At 39.9% G+C, this 20,986-nt stretch carries 14 protein-coding genes, 1 rRNA gene and 1 CRISPR repeat array; of the genes, 6 read left to right on the top strand and 9 right to left on the bottom strand.

The window, feature by feature from the left end:
* The first annotated feature begins 69 nt into the window (after window positions 1-69).
* Window positions 70-187 (top strand): 5S ribosomal RNA (gene rrf, locus HG267_RS30380).
* A 103-nt stretch (window positions 188-290) separates the two neighbouring features.
* On the opposite strand, the gene HG267_RS30375 is transcribed toward rrf, so the two are convergent.
* Complete coding sequence (locus HG267_RS30375) at window positions 291-1,562, bottom strand: glycosyltransferase (RefSeq protein WP_045873125.1); 1,272 nt, start codon at window positions 1,560-1,562, stop codon at window positions 291-293.
* Between the two features lie 136 nt (window positions 1,563-1,698).
* Between HG267_RS30375 and HG267_RS30370 the strand changes: the two genes are divergently transcribed.
* Entirely contained in the window at window positions 1,699-2,340 is a 642-nt protein-coding gene (locus HG267_RS30370) for a TetR/AcrR family transcriptional regulator (protein ID WP_045873124.1), read from the top strand.
* A 185-nt stretch (window positions 2,341-2,525) separates the two neighbouring features.
* Here HG267_RS30370 and HG267_RS30365 read toward each other — a convergent pair whose 3' ends face one another.
* The 6 genes from HG267_RS30365 to HG267_RS30340 form a co-directional block, all read right to left on the bottom strand.
* Window positions 2,526-3,497, bottom strand: a complete 972-nt coding sequence (locus HG267_RS30365) for a glutathione S-transferase family protein (RefSeq protein WP_045873123.1) — start codon at window positions 3,495-3,497, stop codon at window positions 2,526-2,528.
* Between the two features lie 391 nt (window positions 3,498-3,888).
* Complete coding sequence (locus tag HG267_RS30360) at window positions 3,889-4,869, bottom strand: magnesium transporter CorA family protein (RefSeq protein ID WP_045873122.1); 981 nt, start codon at window positions 4,867-4,869, stop codon at window positions 3,889-3,891.
* A gap of 43 nt (window positions 4,870-4,912) precedes the next feature.
* Entirely contained in the window at window positions 4,913-5,101 is a 189-nt protein-coding gene (locus HG267_RS30355; RefSeq protein ID WP_045873121.1) for a hypothetical protein, read from the bottom strand.
* Window positions 5,102-5,226: 125 nt separating this feature from the next.
* Window positions 5,227-7,287, bottom strand: a complete 2,061-nt coding sequence (locus tag HG267_RS30350; RefSeq protein WP_052335342.1) for a hypothetical protein — start codon at window positions 7,285-7,287, stop codon at window positions 5,227-5,229.
* Window positions 7,288-8,954: 1,667 nt separating this feature from the next.
* Entirely contained in the window at window positions 8,955-9,227 is a 273-nt protein-coding gene (locus HG267_RS30345) for a GNAT family N-acetyltransferase (RefSeq protein WP_045873120.1), read from the bottom strand.
* Window positions 9,228-9,475: 248 nt separating this feature from the next.
* A complete protein-coding gene (locus tag HG267_RS30340) occupies window positions 9,476-9,673 on the bottom strand; it encodes a hypothetical protein (RefSeq protein ID WP_045873119.1) in 198 nt (65 codons plus the stop codon).
* Window positions 9,674-10,212: 539 nt separating this feature from the next.
* Here HG267_RS30340 and HG267_RS30335 point away from each other — a divergent pair.
* The 4 genes from HG267_RS30335 (at window position 10,213) to HG267_RS30320 (ending at window position 17,297) form a co-directional block, all read left to right on the top strand.
* Complete coding sequence (locus tag HG267_RS30335) at window positions 10,213-11,175, top strand: AAA family ATPase (protein WP_045873118.1); 963 nt, start codon at window positions 10,213-10,215, stop codon at window positions 11,173-11,175.
* 15 nt (window positions 11,176-11,190) lie between these two features.
* Complete coding sequence (locus HG267_RS30330; RefSeq protein WP_045873117.1) at window positions 11,191-12,540, top strand: DUF58 domain-containing protein; 1,350 nt, start codon at window positions 11,191-11,193, stop codon at window positions 12,538-12,540.
* Window positions 12,537-14,540 (top strand): transglutaminase domain-containing protein, encoded by a 2,004-nt coding sequence (locus HG267_RS30325; protein WP_045873116.1) that lies wholly within the window; start codon window positions 12,537-12,539, stop codon window positions 14,538-14,540. Before HG267_RS30330 ends, HG267_RS30325 begins: the two co-directional genes overlap by 4 nt.
* Window positions 14,541-15,046: 506 nt before the next feature.
* A CRISPR array of direct repeats spans window positions 15,047-16,685; the repeat unit is 37 nt; unit sequence GTTTCAATCCCTAATAGGGATTAAGTGAAGTTTAAAC.
* 354 nt (window positions 16,686-17,039) lie between these two features.
* Complete coding sequence (locus HG267_RS30320) at window positions 17,040-17,297, top strand: hypothetical protein (protein WP_263419989.1); 258 nt, start codon at window positions 17,040-17,042, stop codon at window positions 17,295-17,297.
* A gap of 330 nt (window positions 17,298-17,627) precedes the next feature.
* Here HG267_RS30320 and HG267_RS30315 read toward each other — a convergent pair whose 3' ends face one another.
* Together HG267_RS30315 and HG267_RS30310 are read right to left on the bottom strand one after the other, a co-directional pair.
* The gene (locus HG267_RS30315) at window positions 17,628-18,428 is read right to left on the bottom strand and encodes a DUF928 domain-containing protein (protein WP_045873114.1); all 801 of its coding nucleotides are present in this window, start codon (window positions 18,426-18,428) and stop codon (window positions 17,628-17,630) included.
* Between the two features lie 165 nt (window positions 18,429-18,593).
* On the bottom strand, window positions 18,594-20,939 hold the full coding sequence (locus HG267_RS30310; RefSeq protein WP_045873113.1) for a CHASE2 domain-containing protein: 2,346 nt from the start codon (window positions 20,937-20,939) through the stop codon (window positions 18,594-18,596).
* Between the last annotated feature and the right edge of the window lie 47 nt (window positions 20,940-20,986).

Genomic DNA, 20,986 nt, shown 5'->3' with positions numbered 1-20,986 from the left:
ACTTGCAGTCTTCAGGGTTTTGTTGACAGTTAACTGTTAACCGTTAACCGTCAACCAACCACAAGTTTTCCTGGTGTCTATTGCGCTGTGGAACCACACTGACTCCATCCCGAACTCAGAGGTGAAACGCTGCTGCGGCCACGATAGTCTAGGGGTTGCCCTACGCCACAATAGCTCGATGCCAGGTTTATTCATGAAACAAAAAGCCCCGACTGCATTCAGTCGGGGCTTTTTGTTTACCGGAAGATATGGATAATTGGCATTAGAGAGATAAATTGTAGAATGCTTCTTCAGCCAGCTCTGAGATTTGTGATTGTCTGTATAGCGGAAACTGCATTTGCAATCCCATCTTCATCTCGAATTGTTGCGCCTAAGTGAGCTGCTCGTTGACGCATCGTTTGATCGCTCATTGCCTGTCGAATTGCTTGTGCAAGTCCTTCTGCCGTTAGTTGTTGACGTGGAATCGGTTCTGTGCATACCCCTAACTGTGCTACACGTTGCCCCCAAAAGCTCTGATCTCCAAAGAACGGAATAATAATTGTGGGAACGCCCGCCCTTAGACCAGCAGCTGTGGTACCCGCACCGCCGTGATGCACGATCGCAGCGACACGCTCGAAAAGCCATGAATGAGGTATAGAATCTACAAGATAAACGTTATCCGGCAAATTTTTGGTACTTATACCACCCCAGCCAGAGAGTATAATCGCTCGTTGTTGAGTTGTTTCTAAGGCTTGCAATACAAGCTCGGCAGTTTGTTCTGGATTTCTGTTACCCATACTGCCAAAGCCAATATACACAGGGGGTGGCCCACTTTCAAGAAATTCTATTAGGGCTGAAGGTGGAGTCCAATTTGGTGCTGCATCTAAAAACCAGTAGCCTGTCACGTGGGTATTCTGCCAATCTGATGGTTTGGGAATCACAGATGGGCTGATACCGTAGAGAGTTGGATAACGATGCAGATGAGCGCTTTGATAGGGGCCGAAAAATGGAGCTACAGGTAAATTCAGTACTTGCTTTCGAGCTAATGCATCACCTGTGCGAGATCCATGCCACATGATTTGTCTGATCGCGTGATGGGATAGCCAATTTACAGTACCTCCGAATTTGGCTAGAGATTGGGGAAAAAGAACCCCAGGAAATGTTTTTGTTGGGGTAAAGGGAAAGACATAGGCTTGCAACAAGGGAACGTTCAACTTCTCGGACAATGAAATGCCAAGGTATAGTCCCCCAACTCCTGACACTAATAAATCCATGCCTTGACAAGCCAATAAACCTGCTTGCGCCCAATTGATAGCTGCACGTTGTGTTTGTTGTGCCGTGTAAGCAGTAATCTTCAGAAAATTTCCTGTCTCTAAGAGCTGCCGCATTTCCTGACTTTCGACAATTTCTTGCACATTGCCGTGCATTGGGGAAAATTCTAGCTCGTAGGAACTTACCAGATCTGCAAAGTTTTCATGGCTTAATAGGCGTACAAAGTGCCCTGCTGCTTTTAAGCCTTTTCCTAAAGCGATATAAGGTTGAACATCCCCTCGACTTCCCAAGGCAATGATCGCAATACGCATGACTGGCACTCCTGCTGCACATAATTGGTGTTAATTAGCAATAAATGACATTAAAGTCATTTTGACGTTTTCGTCATTTTGATACTAGCATCAACACCAAGTTATGCTAAGTGAACCGCTATTTTTATGCTGCAATATGAAGCCATCTCGTCGAGCATCAATTGGTTTAGAAAAACGAGAACGCACAAAATCACGTCTGATTGCGGCAGCTTATCGAGTATTTGCTGGTAAAGAAGCAGATGCAGTGACAATTGATGACATCATTGCAGAAGCCAAGGTTGCTAGAGGAACTTTCTATAACTATTTTCAAACCCGGGAGGATGTGCTGAAAGCGGTTGCAGCCTCTTTGAGTGATGAGATGAATCAAAAGATTTGGGCGCAGTCTGTGGTGATTGACGATCCGGCGGAACGAATGGCGATCGCTCTTCGCCAATTCCTGCATCAAGCGCAGCAAGATTCGACTTGGGGATGGGTAATTGTCCGGATTGGATTAGTGGCAGCCCCACTGAGTGAAACAATCGAAAGGGGTGTGATGACTGACTTGGAAGCAGGTATACGACTGAAGCGTTTTCAGGTTGATAGCTTGCAAGCAGCAATCGACCTGATATTGGGCACAGGATTGATGGCAATGCGTAGTATTTTGGCAGGACACACAGAGCCAGACTATCCCGAGCAGATTGCTAAAATGATTCTCAAAACTCTAGGTGTTGCTGATGCTGATGCTCATGCGATCGCATTTAAATTTCTAGAGCCACTACAAGATGAAAGTATTTCCTAAATTTCCACAGCCTTTAGAAGTGCATGACGAAAAGCTGGGGTCGTCTCTTGAAAGATGACTGGCATAAATTCTAGCAAGGGTCGATATCTGCTGTGATAGTTGCAACGTAGTGGATAACTGATACAAGATTCAAGGTTTTACTCCAGTTAGATTGGGCAATTTTTTTGATACTGAGGCGATCGCAACTACACCTGAACGAAGCGATCGCGGTTGTGCCGTTCCTCAAAATTAATGATTGGCCCAGAAGGTACAATTCTATTAGGATTGATCTCAGTCATACTCATGTAATAAGAACTCTTGGTATAGCCTAGATTGCAAGTGGCTTTGAACTCCGGCTGCTGATATAAATCCTTGAGATAATTCCAGAGGTTTGGATAGTCGATAATTCGCCGCAAATTGCACTTAAACAGACTGTAGTATACTGAGTCGAAGCGATATAGGGTTGCAAACATACAAATATCAGCTTCCGTGAGTTGATTACCACACAAATAGCGCTGCTTGTTCAGAATAGTATCCCATCTATCTAAATTCTCGAACAGTTCAGTGACTGCATCTTCATAAGCTGTTTGCTCCTTCGCAAAACCTGCTCGGTATACACCAGCATTAATTGGTAGATAAATGGCATCAATTGTTTCATCAATCTGCTGCTGTAGTTCCCGTGGGTATAAATCTATTTTTTGTGTTGCTAAGGAAGCAAACTCTACGTCAAACATTCGCATAATTTCGCGAGATTCGTTGTTGACGATGGTTTGATTTTGTTTATCCCATAACATCGGAACTGTAACTCTACCCGTATATTGAGGATTGACTTTCAGATATATTTCTTGGAGATATCGAGCGTAATTTACCGAGTCAGAACTTGCTCCTGAGGGTTGAGAAAACTTCCAGCCCTTGTCACTCATAACTATATCGGCAATAGCAACGGAAATAACATCATTCAATCCTTTAAGTTCTCGCATAATTAAGGTGCGATGTGCCCAAGGACAAGCTAAAGAAACATAGAGGTGATAGCGTTCTGCTTCTGCCTTAAAGCCGCTAGATCCATCAGATGTGATACGATCGCGAAAGGTTGTTGGTATGTCATGTAAATCACTACTTTGATTTTGCTCGCTTGCATCGGTTATCCATTTACCTGCGAGCATCATTCCTGATGCCATAATGCTGTCCTACAAGTGATAGTGTAATTATGCTTTTGCTTTGAGTAAACTTGAAAAATTAATTATTAATAGCCTTTATTGAACAAGAATATACAATTAATTTTTACTAAGTCTAATAGTTGAGAAAGAAACAAAATATTTTTGTATTATTTAGCTGTTCATAAAATATATAATCTTTATTCAGTATGAATACTTTTATATTAAAATTGATGATAAGAATTAACATCTGAAAAAAGTCTGAAAGACATCATCAACGAAATATATAAATTCGCTATGACTTTCGTTGTTAACATCAGCATATATTCCTATAACAAAAGTTATAGCCAGAATAACAATCTGTAGTTTATGATTTGTATTCCAAGGCGAGGAATCTTTAATTGCACTGATTTACTTAAAGCCAACTTTGTTTTTTAGCATACATAATACTGCCAAGCACAATACATACCATCACACAAATCACCATAGGATAAGCCAAAGGGTGTTCTAATTCAGGCATATGTTTGAAGTTCATGCCATAAAATCCGGTAATGAAAGTAAGTGGTAAAAATACTGTAGAAAGGATAGTCAGGCGATTAATTCGTTCACTCGTTTTGCTAGCAGTATTATCGCGTTGAATTTCGAGTAATTCTGACATCCAGATTCTCAAAGCTTGGTATTCTTGCCAGAGTTTATCGACTTGGTGGGCTAATTCTTGATGAAACAGTTCCTTGACTGGCGAACTTAACCATTGAAAATCTTCATAATCTATCATAGCTAGCAGAGACTTGATGCTTTGAAAATTACGTCTGCCGCAGCGAGTAGATTGCCTCATTGTGGCAATTTTCTGGTAGGTTGATTCATCGCCAGAATTATCCAAAACTGCATCTTCTAAATCATCCAGTTGTCTAGAAATATAGTCAAATACAGTATAGTAATTATTTAATATATCTCTATAAATAAGATAGATGAGATAATCTACATTCTGATTTTGGAGATTGATAATTCCCTTTTGTATATTATTAGTTAGGGTAGTTAAAATTCTGATTTCGGTAGTTTCAAATGTGAGGATAAAATTGCTGCCTACTACAATACTGCCACGCACTATCTCAAACTCGCGATTTTTTATTTGATTAGTCATAATTTCATAGTTATCAAATAAACAATCCTCTATATCTTCATCAATTCCTAGAGGAAAATGATTGAAAACCATATCAACGCGAGATGGCAGAAGTCCGAAGTGGTTAATAATTTTAGCAATGGCAGTGCGATCGCGGAAGCGAATACAACGCAACCAGATATTGTCAAAGCTACTAATCCTTTCCAGTATGGAGTTGACATCGTTACTGGTGAATAGTTCCAGATGATTCTGGGAAAAGCGGAGCAGAATTAGCATATCGCAATCCTAATTGAGCCGTGCACAACACGGTTACTGGCAATCATACCTTGAGAGACGAACTGTCTGATCGTTGCCAGTGATACAAACTGCTGCAAGCAAAAGCTGTTTGAAGTTTGTATGCAAGTATACATTGCTCAATAGCAATAGCGATCACATCTTCTTTGCTGGATAGAGAAAGCAAGCGAACAGAGGAAGCAACTTGCAGAAAGCTTTGATTGTGAGCCTTCATTTTGCTTCCCCCTCTGCTCAATATTGGTGTAAGTTAAAAATGCTGAATCCTTAGTCAAAAATATTATTTAACGTCTAGTCCTTATTCTCTAAGCCTTTTCCATCCGGTTACTCAGTTCATAGTGGTTACTTATTCTCAACCCTAGTCCATTGGATCTGAGGAGATTCAACTGCAGCAGTACTAGAAACCGGAAGAATCACGTCGTTTTTCTTAGGTACTTGAACTCTGGTTCCAGGTGTCAGCACCTTACCATTGACGATGCTGTTTCCTCCGAGGGTTGTTCCTCTTGTGGTGTAACCTGTTGCGAGAGCAGGCAAAATGGTATTCCCTTGTTTGTTGACAACTTCTTTGACAACCATCAACTCAGCAGGAGAAACCTCGCGAGCTTTACCAACCAAAGGCTGGGATAAGTCGCTATCCACCACACCAATCAGGCGGTTCTGGTAAGTGAAGGCAAAACCAAGCTGTTGTACTGAAGCCAGAGCCATTCCTTTTTCCTGTGCAATTCTTTTTACTTCTTCCTCAAGGTTGAAGTTCTTGTCTTGTTCCTCAGCTTGGAGCAAGTTGCGAATCTCTTCAAATGCTTTTTGCGGTTCGCGATCAGCTGCAAGTTTTTCAGCTTTGTCAAAAGTTTGAGGAGATATAGAATTTCTTACCAAGAGGATCTTGTCGGGTGTACTCTCTACCTCAACAGCACTAACAACTAACTTTTCCTCAACCTGTGATTTCTCCCCTACCCAACGTTCAGATTGGAGGCGATATGCTTCAGGATTTGCATTAGGAGGAGTTAGCCCAGCCTTTGTTACCTCTTGAGCAGTGGGATTAGCTCCGATGAGAGTCACAAGGTATTTAGTAACTTTTACGACATTAGAAGAGGCGCTTGCTTGCTTGATACCACAAGGAGTTCCTACAAAGTCAAAGTTAACAACCCCTCTTACACCCCATTCCGAGTATTGGTTAGATCCAACGGTATAGTCTCCAACTAAGGCGGCTCCAGATGTACAAGATAGAGCTACAGACATACCGCCAGAAATTCTTGCGGCTTGACCTTGTGCTGTCTTTGCAAAAGAGTACAACCGTTGGGCTGCTTCTGCTTGAGCAAACACAGATACTTTTTCTCCCACAGGGCGCTGAACCCCTCCAATGATTCCTACGTTGCCAAAGGCAGTTTGAGAAACCTCGTCTCCACCAGTATTTCCAACACCAACGACGTTGCTATAAACTCCGACATAGCTGTTGTGACGAAGAGAATCACCAGGTGCATTCAATACAACTCCAGCAGTTACGCCTCCTGCTCCAATTGCATCAGATGGAGCTGCAGGATTGTATGTAGCTTGTCCAAAGAGGAATGTATTTTTAGCCAAACGATGGCTAACAGTGCCTTCAACTCCAGCTGTGGGGAAGGTACCACCGCCTGCAAACACAGAACCGGAAATGTCTGTATGACCAACTTTTACCCTTCTAGCACCAGCAAGTGGCATAGAAGAAATAGGAACAAGGTTTCCAACTACTTTGCTTTTCTTTTTAGGTTCCGGCTGAGAATCAGCAATAGGTTGGCCATTGGGTTGAGTACTAGGACTAGATTGCGGGTTTGGTTGGGGTTGAGAATTGACATTACCTGGTGGATTGTTTTGAGGATTGGAATTTGGTTGGGGATTATTAGGATTGGGTTGTGGATTTGATTCAGGGTTCGGTTGGGGGTTGGGATTTGGTTGCGGATTTGATTCAGGATTCGGTTGGGGGTTGGGGTTTGGTTGGGGGTTGGGATTGGGTTGCGGATTTGATTCAGGATTCGGTTGGGGGTTAGGGTTTGGTTGTGGATTGGGATTGGGTTGCGGATTTGATTCGGGATTTGGCTGGGGGTTAGGGTTTGGTTGGGGGTTAGGATTCGGTTGTGGGGTTGGTTTGGGATTTGATTCAGGATTAGGTTGCGGCTTGGGTTGGGGATTAGGTTTGGGATGTGCTTCAGGATTGGGTTGCGGTTTGGGTTGGGGATTAGGTTTGGGATGTGCTTCAGGATTGGGTTGCGGTTTGGGCTGAGGATTAGGTTTGGGATGTGCTTCAGGATTAGGTTGTGGCTTATGTTGGGGATTGGGTTTTGGCAAACAAGGTTCTCCGGCGAATGCAGATTGCGTCACCAAGAGCAACAATAGATGAGATATTGCAACAGAAACTCTATAAATCATTGATTTCCTCCTCACGTGTATAGATTTCAAACTCTCCATTCCCAAGGATGAGAGAGTAAATAGGTAGCGGAAACAATCGCACAACTGATGCCGATCGCCCATCATGAAAGAAATATAGATAGTAAAAAATCTTAAGACAGCAAACTATAGGCAAGCTGTCTCTCGCCAATGGCAATATATGCATAGATGATGCATCCCAGAATTATAAAGTTGGAAAAATCCTAGTTTGTCTCAGTCAACTAGTCCTAAATATGCCAAAACTTAATAGGGAACTTAATTGAAGATATACAAGCAATCTTTACCAATTCCGTAAAGTTTGTACTTGATATTTCTCAAAAAACCTCTTTATGAGTTGATGTGAAAGATAAATTATTTTGATAGGGTATCTTTTTTTATTCCATCTCAAGGTTGATACCTGTATTCAAAATAAGCATCTCTGCCAAATAACCAAGCAATATTTTAGTTGGCTCTAAGAATGCGATGACATTTAGAGCAAATTCAGCACCTTCTTTAAAGAGAATGCAAGTTTTAAGATATTGACTGATAATCAAAAGAGAAAATTGATTGCAGGCAGATGATTACTCAGCCTTAGCAATTTCAAGGATTGAATCCTGTAAACATTAAAGCTGCAATTTTGCAGTTACAATTCCACCAATTGTCATATTTGCCTCACAATATTTAGATGCATTTTACCCAATTCGTCTTTAGAGACTCAAAATCATCAGATAACTTTTTGTACCTGATGATTTAGTTCTTTACCCTAACTCAAAAAAACTATAGAAGCTGGAAATCCAAAATAATTAGCATTTTTAATTAATTACAGACAAAATAGTCTATAAATCTCGCACAGTAGGAGCTTTAGCAAAAAACTGCTATTTTTGATATCTTGCTAGAAAATAAACACTCAAACGCTTATTTTATAAGCATTCAAGAGATTAAATATTGCTTTTTCTGCCTTACAGAAATTTAGGCTGGTTAAATACTGTAAGTCTTGCGTATTTTGTCGGATGCACTCAGATAGAAGATTCATCTCTGTTAGTAGAAATGCTGTATAAATATCCTTTTACCATATATCAACTAGTTTTTGGATAAATTAAACACATATTCATCTGGCATACATGGGGTTGACACAACAATGCATATATGCACTAAAATACTGAATTGGAAATATGAAGTTACCTTTATGAGACTTTATCTATTCTTAAAAGATATTTTCACCGCTAAAATTCACTGCTTTGGAGCCGTGGTGATGGTTTATGTAATTAAGTAAAAATAATTACATGATTAATTGCTGGTAGATTCCTAACTAATTTTTCAATATCTTTTACTCAACCTCATCTAAGAGGTTAATGGGAAAAAGGGGAATGGGAAAAGGAAAAGAAAACACCTTTAACGCTTAAGCTTTAACCTTTTCCCCAAAACCAATTTTGAGTTCAAAACGCTTAACCGAGTATTGGGTAGGGCACGGCATCTATAATCTTTTGGTAGATTCAATTATCTTACTGGTGCCGTGCCCCTACATAGAATTAATCTGTCACAGACATTATTTGAATAAGTAACCTATTAAAAATTAATTTGATTTCATGCATTGTAAATCTTACCCAAAGATTTTAAGCCAAAGATAATTAGTTAAATCTAATCTGAGATTACTCACGTAAGAATTGAGTTTAAATTACCTCTTTCCAATAACCGGAGTAGCATTTGCCAATAATATGAAAACCCAAGGATTGATACAGCCTAATTGCCTCAATATTATCTTCATCTACCCACAGCCTGACTCTTGGGTATATGTGCAATAATTCCTCAATTAAAAATGCTAGTAGCTTGCGGGCAAATCCATGTCTGCGGAATTTTACGAAAGTAAAAGGGGCAATGACGAGAGCATCAAGTTTGGTTGTAATATAGCTAACTACAGAGACAATTTGGTTTTCATGTTCCAAAACTGCGATCGCTCTATAATTTAAGGATCAATACACCTGCTTTTACTGAATTTCCTGTATCGAACTATATCACCACGGATAAAATTGCTAATTTAATGCAGATATACAGAAGTGTGGTTGAGCAATGATGGCGATCGCTTCCCCTTCCGTAGAGTACAGTATATTTAACGTAAATCCGATTACAAGGGTAGGGGCACAGTATTTTGTGCCCCTACAATTATCAAACTTCTACCTTGTGCAATCCGACATCACCATCGAAAAAGTTTGAGATAGAGTGCAGCATCGATACGACAACCTTGATAGGCTAGAACATATAATTCTTTCAGGTCGTTCATTAGCGGATAGCGGGGGTTTGCGCCTGTGCATTGGTCGTCAAATGCTTGTTCTGCCATTTCTTCCAGCTTGGCATAGCATTCTTGATCTTCATCTCCCAACGCTTGTTTCATTGTGGCAGGAATATCAATTTGACGTTTGATATTCTCGATTTCCCTAATCTTTGATTATTTTTTATTGTGTGATTTTCGTTTGGACAATTGGGTAATTTGAGATTGTGCATAAGTTATAGTTACTTTGAAATCAGCCATCGACCTGGCTTTTTACTCTTATACCAATTTAAAAAAGAATGCGACAGATTTTAGGGGCAAGGCAGTGCCTTGCCCTCTAGAATCTATTGATGTTTCGCAAACATTATTTGATTTGGTATTACTTTGAGTTATAGGTAAAAAATGTGAGGAAGTTGTGGGGATATTTTGGTTTCCACAATTAAGTTCAGAAAATACTGCAAGAGAAAATCTCGGAGGGTGCGTTACGCGAGCCAATGCATCCTACTCAATGAAATGTGGGTGAAATTTTCTGGCTTGTGTAGGAATAATTCGCTGATCTTCTTCTTTGAAAAATTTAGGATTATTTTATTTTTAGAATTACCCAAAGTTACAGGTGGTAAATGGGTACATTAACTTCATGACATTCTGTGCAATGAAGGAAAATGGATAATCCTAACCTACAAACTCATCAATTGCCAAGCCAAGAAATTTATCAAAGAATTTTTCATAATATCCAAAAGGTCATAAAAGGGCAATCAACTGCAATTAGAAAATTGCTATCAGCCTTTGCTAGTGGTGGACATGTGCTACTGGAAGATTATCCAGGAACAGGTAAAACAACCTTAGCAAAAGCTCTCGCATACTCTGTAGATGTCACTTTTAAGCGGATTCAATTTACACCAGATTTGTTGCCTTCGGATATTTTAGGCTTATCCATGCTTGATCCCAACGAACGCACCTTTCATTTCCACGAAGGCCCGATTTTTGCTCATATTGTCTTGGCTGATGAAATTAACCGTGCTTCACCACGTACCCAATCCGCATTACTAGAAGCTATGGCAGAGTTTCAAGTCAGTATTGATGGGAATTTGCGAAAACTGAAAGACCCCTTTTTTGTGATTGCTACTCAAAACCCTGTGGAATCTCGCGGTACTTACCCTCTTCCAGAAGCGCAAATGGATCGCTTTGCACTGCAGTTTAGTTTGGGGTATATATCGCCGGAAGATGAGGTGAATTTACTTTCTGACCAAATTCAACAACACCCTATCGATACCATTCAACCTTGTGTTGATTTGCAGGACATTATGACTTTAAAACAGCAAGTCAAACAAGTCCGTATTTCTCAAGAATTAAAAACTTACCTTGTAGATATTGTTAATGCTACTCGCTCGGCTCCAGGGGTGCAATTAGGCGCTAGTCCAAGAGCTTCTATTGCTTTGATGAAAATTGCTCAAGCATTAGCCTTATTTGATGGCTATGAATTTGTCACACCAGAACATATCCAAGAACTAGCGGTATCTGTAATTGCTCACCGTTTGGTTATGGAACCACAAGCGCGTTTTTCTGGGAGAACCGCCATCAGTGTTGTGGAAGATATTCTCAAATCTGTTAAAGTTCCAGTTTGATAGCAACAGTGAAAGATGAAACTTTTTATCTATCGTCTTTTCTATTTTAGTTATGGCATCCACCGCAAGTTAATTAGACGAGTTACTGTTAGCGGTATGTTGATTTTATTACTAGCGATCGCATCTGGTTTTACTGGCTCTAGTAATGAAAGTATGAACTATCAAGTAGTGACTTTCTTGTTATCTATTATCACTATTGCTATAGTTTATAGCTTATTTTTTCGCTATCGTTTTAGTGCTCATCGCCATCTACCTAGATTCGCAACTGTGGGCGTAAAACTAAATTACAAAATTGTCATTCATCACAAAAGCGATAAAATTCAACAAGGACTAAAATTATTTGAAAATTTGGCAGATTCCCGTCCTAGTTTTAATGATTTCATAGCAACATCAACAACAGTCAAAACTCGGCAACGGTCTTTAAATCAAGCTTTTGGATACGACAGATGGCTGTGGTTAATTGCTCGCCAACAATGCGGTGTAGCTCTACCAATAAAGTTACCAGTCTTAGCACCTCATAGCAAAACAGAAATTATTGCTGAAATCATCCCTACTCACAGAGGTATAATGCGGCTCACTGGGCTGACAGTAGCTAGACCCGATCCTTTTGGTTTATTTAATGCTTGTAAAACTATTTCTTTACCCCAATCTTTATTAGTTTTACCTAAGTTATATCAACTGCCACCAATTCAACTTCCTGGTGTTAAAAAACATCAATCTGGTGGTGTGGCTTTAGCTTCTTCTGTAGGTGATTCAGAAGAATTTAGGTCATTGCGTGATTATCGTCCGGGAGATCCACTGCGAAAAATTCACTGGAAAAGCTGGGCGAAAGTTGGTAAGCCAATTGTTAAAGAAGAACAGGATGAGTTTTTTGTCCGACACGCGTTGATTTTAGATACATTTCAAAGCGTGAACTATAGCGAAATTTTAGAATCAGCAATCTCAATTGCTGCTTCATTAGCTTGTGAAGTGCAAACCCAAGAATCATTATTAGATTTAATGTTTGTCGGTCATGAAGCTTATTGTTTTACCTTTGGTAGGGGAATTAGCCATACTGATAAGATGCTGGAAATTTTAGCTTCTGTTGTTGCCTGTCGAGATAAAACTTTTGATGCAATTATTCCCGCAGTATTGGAGAAATTATCTTTATTGAGTGGCTGTATCTGTATCTTTCTCTGTTGGGATGAAGATAGAAAAAGATTAGTTAATTATCTCAAAACTATGGGTATCCATACTTTAGTTTTAGTCGTTACCAATCAAGCAGGTGAATTAGATCACTCTGATTTAGCCTCGATGAACGATGAACTAGCAACTTTTCATATTTTAACTTTGGGCAATATACAAGAGGAACTAATGCATCTATGAAAGCGCCAGTGCTGCTGTTGAGTGCGGCTTTAATTTTTTGGGGATCGCAGACAGGAATGTGGATTTTTGCTATACCCATGTCTGCAATTTTAGCAGGATATCACTTGATAAATTCGCGGTGGGATTTTTCCAATGATGATTTCCAACGCATTGCTAAGTTGTGTGTGATGATTTTCCTGGTTGTATTTGGTTCTTTAATCACTACTAACCGTTCCATTTACTTAGTCTACACTCTCTTGCAGTGGTTGCCATTAGTATTTTTTCCTCTGCTAGCTGCTCAAACATATTCGATAAATGAAAGTTTTGATATTCGGACACTTTTTGTATCGCTGAAGAAATTAACACAAGTAGAATCAAAACGCTTCATTATTAATTTAAATTATCCCTATTTTGGTATTTGTATTTTATCGGCGGGAGCCGCAAATAGTCAGGAAATTTCTTTTTATCTTGGGATGTTTATTCTGATTGGCATTGCCCTATGGTTTGTGCGATCGCAGCGATTTTCAGTAAGTATCTGGCTGAGTTTAATTTTACTAGCTGGAGGTGTAGGTTTTATCGGACAAATGGGAGTCTATCAACTGCAACAGAATTTAGAAAGTGCTGTTGTTTCATGGTTAAGTAATGCTAATAGTATAGGACAATTAATCGATTCAAAAACCAAACAAACGAGTATTGGTGAAATTGGAGTTTTAAAGCAATCAGATACAATTATATTCCGAGTCAAATCTGATAATTCCCAAGTTTCTCCCGGTTTATTAAAAGAAGCAACTTATAATAAATATAAATCTGCGGTTTGGATAGCCGCTAATCCTAATTTTACTCCTGTACAATCTGATGTTAGTGGTAGCAATTGGCGTTTAGATAATAAACCAGTCACAGGCTCAACTCTCACTATTTCTGCTAATTTGAATAGAGGTAAAGGCTTACTGCGGTTGCCTAATGGCACATTTGAAATTGACAATTTACCAGTCAGCCGCATGGAAAAAAATAAATATGGCACAGTAAAAGTAGAGGGTAAAAATGATGCGATCGCTTACCGAGCCATGTTTAATGATCGCCTTTCCTTAGATAGCCCACCCACAGCAGATGATTTGCAAATAGCTACAACTGAACAGGAAACAATCAATCAAGTTATTAACCAATTAAATATTACCGGAAAATCGCCACGCCAAATTTTACAGCTTGTAGATAGCTTCTTTATCAAGAATTTTCGTTATTCTTTAAAACTTACAGGTAAAAATAATCAACCAACACCTTTATCAGCGTTTTTATTAGAAACTCGCGCTGGACATTGTGAATATTTTGCCACTGCTACTACATTAATTTTACGTGCTGCTGGGATACCCGCTCGTTATGCAGTAGGTTATTCAGTTCGCGAATTTAGCCAATTAGAGAAACAATATATAGTACGTAGTCGCCATGCTCATGCTTGGACATTGGCTTATATAAATGGTAAATGGCAAACCTTTGATACAACACCTGCTGATTGGGCAAATATAGAAAATGCCAATGCGTCTAAATTAGCATTCATCTCTGATTTATGGTCATTCTTTAGATTTAAACTTTCAGGCTGGTTACGTTCTAACTTAGTTAAAAGTCTATTGAATTATGGCTGGTGGCTAATTATGCCATTAATGTTGTTGCGGTTGTGGAAGTTTAATTCTAAAAGTACCGCTCGCCGTTTATCTAAAAAACAATTAGTCACTGAGAAACGAGCTAAATCTGATTTCCATAGAAAGGATGATGAATTTTATTTAATTGCACAGAAGTTAGAAGATTTAGGATTACACCGTCATCCTTCCGAGTCTTTAAAAACTTGGCTACAGAGGCTAAAAGAGGAATTACCGGCAGCTAATTTAATTGATGATTTGCCATTGATAGTGGAATTATATTACCGCGATCGCTTCGATCCGCAAGGTATTAAAGAGACTGAAAAAGCTAAATTAAAATCTGCTGTTGCTGCATGGCTAGTTAAACATAACCAGGTAAAAAACACATAATAAGCTAATGCGCGCCTAAATGGCATAACTACTCATGAAGGCTGTTAACTGTTAACGGTTGACTGTCAACGGTCAACCGTCAACAGACCTCATGAGGGATTGTGCAACTTAAAAGCAGAATAGCTTACCATTTTGAAAAAAGAATGCGACAGATTTTAGGGGCACCAGTCAGATAATTTGATATACCAAAAGATTGTGGATGCCCATACGTGTCAACTTAAGCTAAAAGCTATATAGGACGGGCGTTGTACAAAACTTTCGCCCTCATCCCCTAACCCCTTCTCCCCCAGGAGAAGGGGAATTAAATCTCTTGCTCCCCTCTCCCGGTGGGAGAGGGGTTGGGGGTGAGGGCAAAAACCTTGCAACCAAGCAGGTTTCGCGTTAAGTTGACACGTATGGTGGATGCCGTGCCCCTACAAAGACTTTATTTGTCGCCAACATTATTTAAATTGGTATTAGGTGAAATTTCAATCAGGCTAGGGAATGTGCAGAGAAATTAAATATCAGTTTCAATCCTTAATAGGGATTAAGTGAAGTTTAAACTGCAAAGTTTTGTATGGGCTTAGTGGGGGTTCTGGAGTTTCAATCCCTAATAGGGATTAAGTGAAGTTTAAACTTGATGCAATCAAACCTTGATTGCTACCTACTCTTGTTTCAATCCCTAATAGGGATTAAGTGAAGTTTAAACGCTATATATAGTCCAAGATTGCGATGCTTTAATTCTTTGGTTTCAATCCCTAATAGGGATTAAGTGAAGTTTAAACCTGTGAGGCGATCAACCGTTTTGCTGAGAAACTACTAAGAGGTTTCAATCCCTAATAGGGATTAAGTGAAGTTTAAACCCGCATCCATTAATTCATCAATTCTGCGGTATCCTGGTTTCAATCCCTAATAGGGATTAAGTGAAGTTTAAACTTGAGTTAAGAGAGTTTAAAAGCGTGTTTTGTTGAGTTTCAATCCCTAATAGGGATTAAGTGAAGTTTAAACTGATTTGATGCTAGGTAATGCCACGAATTTAAGTGGTTTCAATCCCTAATAGGGATTAAGTGAAGTTTAAACCAGTCTATACGCCTGAAGAGATGGGTGCAACAGTTGTTTCAATCCCTAATAGGGATTAAGTGAAGTTTAAACTTTCTGATTAATTTCAGCCGCATACTTTTGAGTAAGTTTCAATCCCTAATAGGGATTAAGTGAAGTTTAAACTTGTTCCGTATGGAGGGTCAACATTCTCAATAAAGTTTCAATCCCTAATAGGGATTAAGTGAAGTTTAAACCATCAAGCCTGGCCCGAATGGGTTGCCTTGTAGAGTTTCAATCCCTAATAGGGATTAAGTGAAGTTTAAACTCTACCTCTATTCAAAATACCATTTATTTATTCCATTGTTTCAATCCCTAATAGGGATTAAGTGAAGTTTAAACTCAACTAGAGGGGTTTTTATTTTGCCTAAAATTAGTTTCAATCCCTAATAGGGATTAAGTGAAGTTTAAACAAAGGGTAGGCAAACAGGCGCATCAGTAGTATATGTTTCAATCCCTAATAGGGATTAAGTGAAGTTTAAACTTCTAGAGTATCTAGCAATATTGAAGAAGTTGAAAGTTTCAATCCCTAATAGGGATTAAGTGAAGTTTAAACAAAACTCTTCCAATGACTATTTAAGACAAGCTCGTTTCAATCCCTAATAGGGATTAAGTGAAGTTTAAACCAATGGCGCAGAAGCAGCAGTCAGTTAGAACACCATCCCTGTTTCAATCCCTAATAGGGATTAAGTGAAGTTTAAACGGGACTTCTCCAAATAATTCCTTTGATAATTCCCTGTTTCAATCCCTAATAGGGATTAAGTGAAGTTTAAACATTGAGGAAAGAAATACAAAGGTCATTCAAGTGATTGGTTTCAATCCCTAATAGGGATTAAGTGAAGTTTAAACCATTTGCTCTTTTAGGTGTTATTCCTATTTCCACTGTTTCAATCCCTAATAGGGATTAAGTGAAGTTTAAACTCATAAAAAAACGCCCGTAGGCGTGTAATTTGGTTGTTTCAATCCCTAATAGGGATTAAGTGAAGTTTAAACCCTCACGTGAGGGCTATTTCTTAAAACTCTATTTCTTTGTTTCAATCCCTAATAGGGATTAAGTGAAGTTTAAACTGCGGCAGCCCCAAAGCCAATGTATATATAGTTTTCAAGGTTCTGTTGCGCGGACAGTGCAATCATAACATAAGCAAGAATGAAGCAGCAAACCCAAAATGGCTGAAAGTCAATCCCTGTAAGGCGCGCGGGTGATTGAGAAGCAATAAAACAATGGAAGCCTTATATACAAATAGTTTTAACGGTTTTTGGTGAGATTACTTTTTTAACACCTACCCATCCGCGCATTCTGGCAAGAAAAGAGTATCGTTACGGGCGGCTGATATTCAATCATAGCAGCACAGCCAATGCATTAGGGAAGGCTAAAACATCAATTATTGAGAGCTAGTTAATCGAAAAATTGGCTCGTTGGTTGTGAAGGAGATCTGGTTGTGCGTGAAGGAGATCTGGTTGTGCGTGAAGGAGATCTCATTGATAGAGAACCCGATCTGGTTGGTTGTGAAGGAACCGATGTTCTCTATGGATGAGCGCTCATTGATAGAGAACCCGATCTGGTTGGTTGTGAAGGAACCGATGTTCTCTATGGATGAGCGCTCGTTGATAGACAACCCGATCTGGTTGGTTATGAAGGAACCGATGTTCTCTATGGATGAGCGATCGCAAGCTATGTAAGTACTCACGCAAAATTATTTATGTCATTGCGAGCGAAGCGAAGCAACCCCAAAACCCTTGTGATTGCTTCACTCCACTTCGTTACGTTCGCAATGACAAATGTATATTTAATTTTGCATCACTACTTAGACGCAGTATATCCGTAGAAATCGCACCCAGTAATGCTAATTATTAACTTGGTCATTTAAAAAAGAGAAATACATGAATTAAGGGCGCAAAAATTTGCGCCCCTATAGATAATTTATGTGTTGCAATAACTTAGGATTGTGTCAGTACCTAGGCAGAATTAATTACACAAATTGTTTTTTCTCCTACCTGAATTAGTGCAAGTTACTGTGAAACAATCGGTTGCGTTGCTACGTTACTTAAACCAATGCTGGTAATTAAATTTTGCCATTCGGCTTGCAGCTTGCTATCGTTAGGGTTCTTTTGAAGCAATTGTGCCAAAATTGTCACTGTTTCGTACCAAATGCCATTTTGGGCGTAAATCGCTAGCTGCTGTTGAGGTTTAGCTTTTTCTATTTGTTGAGCGATCGCCTGATTCAAATTCACTCGCTGAACTACTCCTTCAACATAAATGGGCGGCGATTGTTTTTCTGGATCGCAATAAACACTGAGAAACCAGCGATATTGTTTGTTCAATTCCAATGGTGCTACAGTTTGCGGTAAAGAAACGTTGATAACTCCCGGTTGGTTGGGTAGAGCGATCGCAGTTTGGTAAATTTGGTTGGCAGCGTCATCTTGCAAAGTAAACTCCACTCGATTACTCCAATTTTTTGGTAGTGGTAGATAAAACCAAAAAGTTGGGCGTGCTGCTGTCGTCAATCCCCAAACATCCTCAGTTGAGTCCGCTTTTTTAATAAAGGGTACTAAAGCTGTGAGTTCAGGTTTAAACAGTGGACAAGTACCACGTTTGGCCCCTCCCAAAACGCGACCCCCTGGCGGTGGCTCTGGCGGTGGTGTGGGTACATTAAAGTTAACGGTTGTAATAGTAGTGTTACTTGACTTTGTGTTGATTAGCTGTCTATAGTTCCCTGGTTCTGCGACGATTGATGTCTGTCCCAGCAGTATACTAGTGCAACTAACAGCAAATACTAAAGACAATTTCATTGGTAATGAAATGAATTTCATAAGATTTACTGGGAATAAAAGATGAAATTTGGGATTGGGGAATGGGGAATGGGTAATGGGTAATGGGTAATGGGTAATGGGTAATGGGTAATGGGGAAATAACGATAATAAATGCCCTATGCCCTATGCCCTATGCCCTATGCCCTATGCCCTATGCCCCATGCCCTAAATATTTTCCCGGATTAATTTGGAATTTTGAATTTTAAATTTGGAATTTTGGATGAGTATCACGCCAACTGTGCCTACTAATGAGGCAGATGAGGGTATAAAAGGTACCCAAAAACCCCAAATTAATAGACCAAAGCAGAATAAATACAGTACGCCTGAGGTCACGCCAAGGGCTATGACTAATGAGGATTGGGAAGAGATTCGCCAAGTTAGCAGTCCGCCAATGAAAGACCAACTCCAAATCCAGAGGATTTCTACCCAAGGTGACCAAACTTGCAATAAGGGACGATGATCTAAAACTGCACTGAGAATCTGGCTCACCATGTGCCCTTGTACTACGACTCCTGACATTTGCTTGTCTAAGTTATTACCGTAGGGTGTAGCCCAGTAGTCTGGGAAATCTCCTTTGGCGGAGACACCAATCAAAACAATGCGGTCTTTGATGGCTTTGGGGTTGACTTGTCCAGAGATTAATTGTGTGAAGGTTACCTGTTCCGCTATCTTTTTGGTGGAACGGTAGTTGAGTAATAGTTGACCGCCATTTGCATCAATACTTTGATAGCCACTCGCACGGGACGCTAGGCGAGGTAATACTGTTTTGCCTAGTTGTAACTGTTTTTGTGGGGTAAAGGTCGGTTGAATTCCTAGAGGTAAGAGATAGCGGAATGCGAGTTGGGTACTGAGTGCATAGTGTGTAGTACATAATGATGCGGCTTCTGGTGTCATGAATAACAGCTGGCGGCGTACTACCCCATCTGTATCATGTAAAAAGTCGCTGAATCCTAGGCGTTCTACTGGAATTTCTGGTGGTGGGGCAATGCCTTTAGTTTTTTCTGTGGTATCACTTCCTTTACAAACTCCTATTAAGTTATCGGTTTGTTGCAGCCGGGAGATTAAATCTTTGGGTTCGGCCTGAAAATCACGGTAAATATCTAAACCAATGGCCCGGGGTTGATACTTTTGCAGTGTTAGCAAAAGTTGGTTGAGTGATTTATCTGAGAGCGAAGTTCCTTTTAACTCTTCGCGATTTTGGCGTTGAAATGCCAGGTCGTTATCGTCAATGGTGACTAATAGCAACCGCGAATCTGGCCCTTCATCAGGACGCGATCGCATCATTTGATCGAAGGCTTGAAATTCTAAACCTTGTAATGTTCCCAAAAATCTCAATCCGCAAACGATCGCAGTCATTACCACGCTGGAAAAGAATGCTGCTTGAAATCCGGGTTTTGTGACTAAAGGTAAACTTGGGTTGACTTTTTTGTAGGTGCGTGTCAAACATTCCCAAGTCATGGGCGGTTGTGAGGGATTTTGAAAAATCACTGGTAACCAAGTTGCACAGGGAAATCTATCTTCAAGCCCTTGTAGGCGTTCTCTGGCTTGCCTAACTGCTTGATATAATAAATCCCCACCTGCAAAGCTACCGATTAAATACTTTAAAAACTCTTGCGCTACGCGATCGGGGACAGGTTCTCGCATGACGATCATTTGCGGTATTTGCAAATCTGCAAGTTCTGTTGCTAATCCCAATCCATCGCAGGAGTTGAAAATTGCTAATTGTAAGCCGCGTTCAATGGCTTTTTTCAGGGCGTACTTTAATTCACCGATTGTTAAACTATCTGTTTTATTTAAATATATTCGCCCAGTCCCATCTTTGCCTTGACTGGAACTATGTCCGGCGAAAAATAGAATATCCCAGTTTTTTTCCCAAAGATGATCGGTTAATTGTTTGCGTTCTGGTTCTACTAATAAACAAACATCTGCATTGCGACATTGTTGTAGTAGTGCTAAATCAGCATGAGTATCAATTCCTTCGCTATTACCCACGATCGCCAAAATATTCACCACTTTGTTGGGGGTGCGTGATTTTGGTATGCGCTCATAAGTTGGCGATGATAAAGCAATTTCGGCTTTGGGGTAGCGTTCTAGTAAGTCCCAAAGATGCCAAGGTAATCGCTGCAATTGGCTATTTTCTGCTTGCAAAATTACTCGCACTTGGTCTGTGGGTAAGAGGCTTTCTAGCCATTTTTCCCGGATGGGGCGAAATTCTTCTGAGCGCAGCCAAGTATTGAAGCGTGCCCGTAAAATATGAGATGTATGCAGGCAGTCTTGTGTCATTGACACATTCGTTATCTGTACTTTATCTGCATCTAGGCGATAAACATTACCTAAGCGACGATAAATAGTTTGCCAGTGACTATAATATAGGGGAATTTCCGGACATGGCGGCAGCTTACCCATGATTTCTGTGTTAGGGCGATCGCATTCTTCACCAATTTGGAGAGTAACAGCAAATCCTTGCTCGAAACTACCGTATGCAAACTTCAGAACCACTAACTTACTCATGACAGTCGCTGCGCTCCCATTGAAAATTCAAAATTCACAATCATCAG

It is taken from the genome of Tolypothrix sp. PCC 7601, from assembly GCF_025677855.1.
In the GTDB taxonomy this organism is placed as follows: Bacteria; Cyanobacteriota; Cyanobacteriia; order Cyanobacteriales; family Nostocaceae; genus Aulosira; species Aulosira diplosiphon.
The sequence above is the reverse complement of the archived record's forward strand: the minus strand, read 5'-3'. Positions and strand labels throughout refer to the sequence as shown.

Coding starts and splice junctions, on each gene's coding strand:
- HG267_RS30350 (WP_052335342.1), bottom strand. CDS start 7,287: ATGATTTATAGAGTTTCTGTTGCAATATCTCATCTATTGTTGCTCTTG.
- HG267_RS30330 (WP_045873117.1), top strand. CDS start 11,191: ATGAAACTTTTTATCTATCGTCTTTTCTATTTTAGTTATGGCATCCAC.
- HG267_RS30355 (WP_045873121.1), bottom strand. CDS start 5,101: ATGAAGGCTCACAATCAAAGCTTTCTGCAAGTTGCTTCCTCTGTTCGC.
- HG267_RS30365 (WP_045873123.1), bottom strand. CDS start 3,497: ATGGCATCAGGAATGATGCTCGCAGGTAAATGGATAACCGATGCAAGC.
- HG267_RS30315 (WP_045873114.1), bottom strand. CDS start 18,428: ATGAAATTCATTTCATTACCAATGAAATTGTCTTTAGTATTTGCTGTT.
- HG267_RS30335 (WP_045873118.1), top strand. CDS start 10,213: ATGGATAATCCTAACCTACAAACTCATCAATTGCCAAGCCAAGAAATT.
- HG267_RS30370 (WP_045873124.1), top strand. CDS start 1,699: ATGAAGCCATCTCGTCGAGCATCAATTGGTTTAGAAAAACGAGAACGC.
- HG267_RS30310 (WP_045873113.1), bottom strand. CDS start 20,939: ATGAGTAAGTTAGTGGTTCTGAAGTTTGCATACGGTAGTTTCGAGCAA.
- HG267_RS30375 (WP_045873125.1), bottom strand. CDS start 1,562: ATGCGTATTGCGATCATTGCCTTGGGAAGTCGAGGGGATGTTCAACCT.
- HG267_RS30360 (WP_045873122.1), bottom strand. CDS start 4,869: ATGCTAATTCTGCTCCGCTTTTCCCAGAATCATCTGGAACTATTCACC.
- HG267_RS30340 (WP_045873119.1), bottom strand. CDS start 9,673: ATGAAACAAGCGTTGGGAGATGAAGATCAAGAATGCTATGCCAAGCTG.
- HG267_RS30325 (WP_045873116.1), top strand. CDS start 12,537: ATGAAAGCGCCAGTGCTGCTGTTGAGTGCGGCTTTAATTTTTTGGGGA.